The organism is Mycobacterium sp., from assembly GCF_050701675.1.
In the GTDB taxonomy this organism is placed as follows: Bacteria; Actinomycetota; Actinomycetes; order Mycobacteriales; family Mycobacteriaceae; genus Mycobacterium.
Genome location: NZ_JBOGDD010000619.1, coordinates 1 through 3879 on the forward strand (window position 1 = coordinate 1; position 3879 = coordinate 3879).

4 protein-coding genes and 1 pseudogene are annotated in these 3879 nt (G+C 67.8%); 3 read left to right on the forward strand and 2 right to left on the reverse strand.

Annotated features, from left to right (window positions below; all coding sequences use genetic code 11):
• The 3 genes and pseudogenes from ACRDUX_RS19105 to ACRDUX_RS19115 form a co-directional block, all read left to right on the forward strand.
• A pseudogene (locus ACRDUX_RS19105) lies at positions 1–370 on the forward strand (proteasome subunit beta); the annotation flags it as partial.
• Positions 367–1134, forward strand: a complete 768-nt coding sequence (prcA, locus tag ACRDUX_RS19110; RefSeq protein WP_526415592.1) for a proteasome subunit alpha — start codon at positions 367–369, stop codon at positions 1132–1134. The pseudogene ACRDUX_RS19105 and the gene prcA, both read left to right, overlap by 4 nt.
• Before the next feature lie 98 nt (positions 1135–1232).
• On the forward strand, positions 1233–2879 hold the full coding sequence (locus ACRDUX_RS19115; RefSeq protein WP_526415593.1) for a DHA2 family efflux MFS transporter permease subunit: 1647 nt from the start codon (positions 1233–1235) through the stop codon (positions 2877–2879).
• Here ACRDUX_RS19115 and ACRDUX_RS19120 read toward each other — a convergent pair whose 3' ends face one another.
• The gene (locus tag ACRDUX_RS19120; RefSeq protein ID WP_526415594.1) at positions 2880–3110 is read right to left on the reverse strand and encodes an Rv1893 family protein; all 231 of its coding nucleotides are present in this window, start codon (positions 3108–3110) and stop codon (positions 2880–2882) included.
• A 63-nt stretch (positions 3111–3173) separates the two neighbouring features.
• On the reverse strand, positions 3174–3879 hold a 706-nt coding region (locus ACRDUX_RS19125; protein WP_526415595.1), incomplete at its 5' end, for an alpha/beta hydrolase.

Here is a 3879-nt window from a genome sequence, read left to right on the forward strand (position 1 = left end):
TCGCATCGTGTCGTTCGACGCCGCGGGTGGCTGGAACGTCGAACTCGAGGGCTACCAGTCGGTGGGATCGGGCTCGATCTTCGCGAAGTCGTCGATCAAGAAGCTCTACTCCAGGGTGACCGACGCGGAGTCGGCGCTGTCGGTGGCCATCGAAGCCCTCTACGACGCAGCGGACGACGACTCGGCGACGGGGGGACCCGACCTGGTGCGCGGTATCTACCCGACGGCCGTTGTCATCCAGGCCGATGGAGCCGAGGAGATCGCCGAGGAGCGCATCGCCCAACTGGCGCGTGAGGTGATCGAAAACCGCTCCCGTGCCGACACCTTCGGCGCCGACGACGGTACTGACGCTGGGAAAGTGGACCTGTGAGCTTCCCGTACTTCATCTCGCCCGAACAGGCGATGCGCGAGCGTTCCGAGCTCGCGCGCAAGGGCATCTCCCGAGGCCGAAGCGTGATCGCGCTGGCCTATTCCGGCGGGGTGCTGTTCGTCGCCGAGAATCCTTCGCGATCGCTGCAGAAGGTGTCCGAGCTATACGACCGCGTCGGCTTCGCCGCCGTCGGCCGGTTCAACGAGTTCGACAATCTGCGGCGCGGCGGTATCCAGCTCGCGGACAGCCAGGGTTACGCCTATTCCCGCCGTGACGTCACCGGCCGCCAGCTCGCCAACAGGTACGCGCAGGCGCTCGGAACCATCTTCACCGAGCAGGCCAAGCCCTACGAGGTCGAGCTCTGCGTCGCCGAGGTGGCGCACTTCGGCGAGACCAAACCGCCGGAACTGTATCGGATCACCTATGACGGCTCCATCGCCGACGAACCGCACTTCGTCGTGATGGGCGGAACCACGGAACCGATCATCACCGCGCTGAACAACTCCTTCACGGAGAACGCCAGCCTGAGTGAGGCCGCGAAGGTCGCCGTTGGCGCGCTCAGGGCGGGTATCGCGGCCAGCACGGGCACTGGAGCAGGCACTGGCGCCGCCGCCGAGCCGCGCACCCTGGGGCCCGCCACGCTGGAGATCGCGATTCTGGACGCCAACCGGCCACGGCGCGCGTTCCGGCGCATCACCGGCTCGGCACTTGAGGCGCTGCTTCCCGTCGAGGAATCCGAGTCGGGATCGGAATCCGCCAGCTAGGCCGTCAGCCACGTTGACGACGGTTTGGGCTTCGGTCCCGCCGATCTGGCCACGCTGGTGTGGGCGATGTCGAAGGTGATCTCGATATCTTGGGGGTGATGACGCTGCACTTCTCCGATACCGCCCGACGTTGGCTGGGTCTGGTCGCCATCGCCCTCGGGGTGGCTCTGATCGTCGTGGACACGACCATCGTGAACGTCATCGTCCCGTCGATCGTTCGCGATCTCGGCGTCACCTCGGTTCAGGCGCAATGGATTCAGGAGTCCTACGCGATCATCTTCGCGGCGCTGCTGCTCCTGGTCGGGCGGGTGGCCGACATCCTCGGCGCGCGCCGCGTCTTCATCACGGGCGTGGTCGTCTTCGGCGCGACCAGCCTGCTGGCGGGCCTGGCGCCCACCGGTGAATTGCTGGTGCTGGCCCGATTCCTGCAGGGAGCCGGGGCGGCACTGATCCTGCCGACGTCGCTATCACTGCTGAATGCCTCGTTCACGGGCAAGGCGCGTGGTCAGGCCTTCGCGGTCTGGGGATCGACGATCGGCGCGGCGACGGCGCTAGGCCCGCTTCTCGGTGGCTGGCTGTCCGAACATGCCTCTTGGCGTTGGGCTTTCGGAATCAACATCCCGCTGGTCGTGGTGATCTGCATCGCCGCTCTTGCGTTCCTCGAACGCTCGCCGCGTACCAGGGGCCGGGTGGACGTCGCGGGGGCGGTGCTCTCGATCGTCGGGCTCGGGCTACTGGCCTTCGGGCTGATCGAGGGGCGCACCTACGGCTGGATCCGAACCACCGAGCCGCTCGAGGTGTTCGGGCTGTCGTGGGCCGGCGGTCCCTCGCCGGTGCTCGTCGCTCTGACCCTGTCGGCCGTCGCACTGATCGCATTCGTCCTCCGCCAGATCGCGTTGAGTCGAAGCGTCGAGCCGGGGGAACCCACCAAGGCACTGATGGACGTCAGGTTGTTCTCCATCGGCTCGTTCCGCAATGGCAACATCGCCACCCTGATCATCGGGCTCGGCGAATTCGGCATCGTCGCCGTGCTGCCGCTGTGGTTGCAGTTCGCGCTCGGGTACAGCCCGGTCGAGGCGGGGCTGGCCTTGGTGCCGATCGCAGTCGGCAGCTTCGTGGCCAGTGGTGCCAGCTTCGGAATGACGTCGCGGGTGTCCCCGCTCGGGCTGGTCCGGCTCGGCCTGGTGCTGGAGGCGGTCGGCCTTGCGGCTCTCGGCTTCATCGCCCGGCCCGACAGTCCGTGGTGGGAGATCGCCGTGGCCCTGTTCTTCTACGGGATCGGGGTGGGCTTCGCGACGGCCCAGGTCACCAACGTGGTGCTGGCCGACGTGCCCGAACCGAGCGCCGGGCAGGCCTCCGGTGTGCAGAGCGTGTTCCGCCAGCTGGGCTCGGCCCTCGGCATCGCGGTGCTGACGACGACCTTCTTCAGCGCGCTCGGTTCGCGACTGAGCGCCCAACTGACGACCTCGGGCATACCGGCTGAGAGATCCGACGAACTCACCCGCGCCGTCGTCGCAAGCGCGGGAGCGGCGATAGACGGCCTCGCCGCTGCACCGCAGACTGCACCAATCGCCGTCGCGGCACGGGAGGCGATGGCCCACGGCATCTCACTGGGTAGCTACCTGGCTGCGGGCTTCCTGCTCGCGGGACTGCTCGCCACGCTTCTCATCTCCGCCAGAAGGCCTCGAGAGGAATCCGCTGCATCCGAGGCGGTTCCAGCCGCGGGCCGACACCGCAGGGACTAGTCAGTCGGTCGGTTCGTCGAACCCGTCGTCCCTGCCGGTGACGATCTCCCTGACCTTTTCCACCGAATGGGTGGCGATGTCGAGCGAGCTCTGCACGATGCCCTCCACTCCCGCGGAGACGTCACCCTTGAGGACGAGGCCCGCACTGTCGACGATGTCCGCCGACCTCTCGACGGCGTTCGTCGCGATGTCCTTGACCGACTCGATCGCGTCCCTTGCGTTGAAGCCCATCGGTTACTCCTTAAGCGTGATGACCTTTGCCAGAGCGTAGCCCAGCCGGCTCCCCGCAGGCGTTCAGCCGGCCAGCACGATGTGCGCCCGGTCTCCGGTGATGACCGCAAGCACGTTGCGCCAGGCATCGGATCCCATGGCGTTCACCACGTCGGTGTGAGCGCGAGGACCGGCCATCAGGCGCCCGTCGTCGTAACGCCCTGTCGCCAAGTGGATTACCCCTGGCATCTCGTCGGGGTCGGCGCCGTGTGTGCCACCGGGGATGCCCTGCACCAGCTGGATGGGATCTCCCGGCGCGGTCATCGAGAAGCGCAGCACGTCGGGGTTGCGATTGTGCCAGTCCTCTGGTCCGTCGACTCCGAAGCCCGCACCCGCCGCGGCGGCGTACAGCGTCCTGTCGGCAGTCAGTCCCATGGCTTCGGCCGTGCCGAGGATCGCCCCGCCGTAGGAGTGGCCGACGTACGTCACGGGGATGGCCCTGCCGGTCGCGTCCACGGTGGCGTCGACGCCGCGACTGAACGCGACCAGCCGGGGCGCCATGTCCAGTGCGAAACGCGGGCTGGCCGCCTCGACGAGCGCACCCACCATCGAGCTGTCCTGAGGAAAGGGGCCGCCGAGGTAGGTGATCGCCGCGACTTCGCCCCGCGTCGCGGACACCAGCTGCCTAGCGGTCCTGGTGTTGGCGGCGGAACCCTCGATCGTGGTGTTCATGCCCGGCACCAGCACCGCGACGCTGGTGGCGACGCCGAGCTCGCCGTTGAGCTCCACC

Bases quoted from the DNA above. Each gene is read 5' to 3' on its own strand.
- ACRDUX_RS19115 (WP_526415593.1), top strand. From the start codon at position 1,233: ATGACGCTGCACTTCTCCGATACCGCCCGACGTTGGCTGGGTCTGGTC.
- ACRDUX_RS19120 (WP_526415594.1), bottom strand. From the start codon at position 3,110: ATGGGCTTCAACGCAAGGGACGCGATCGAGTCGGTCAAGGACATCGCG.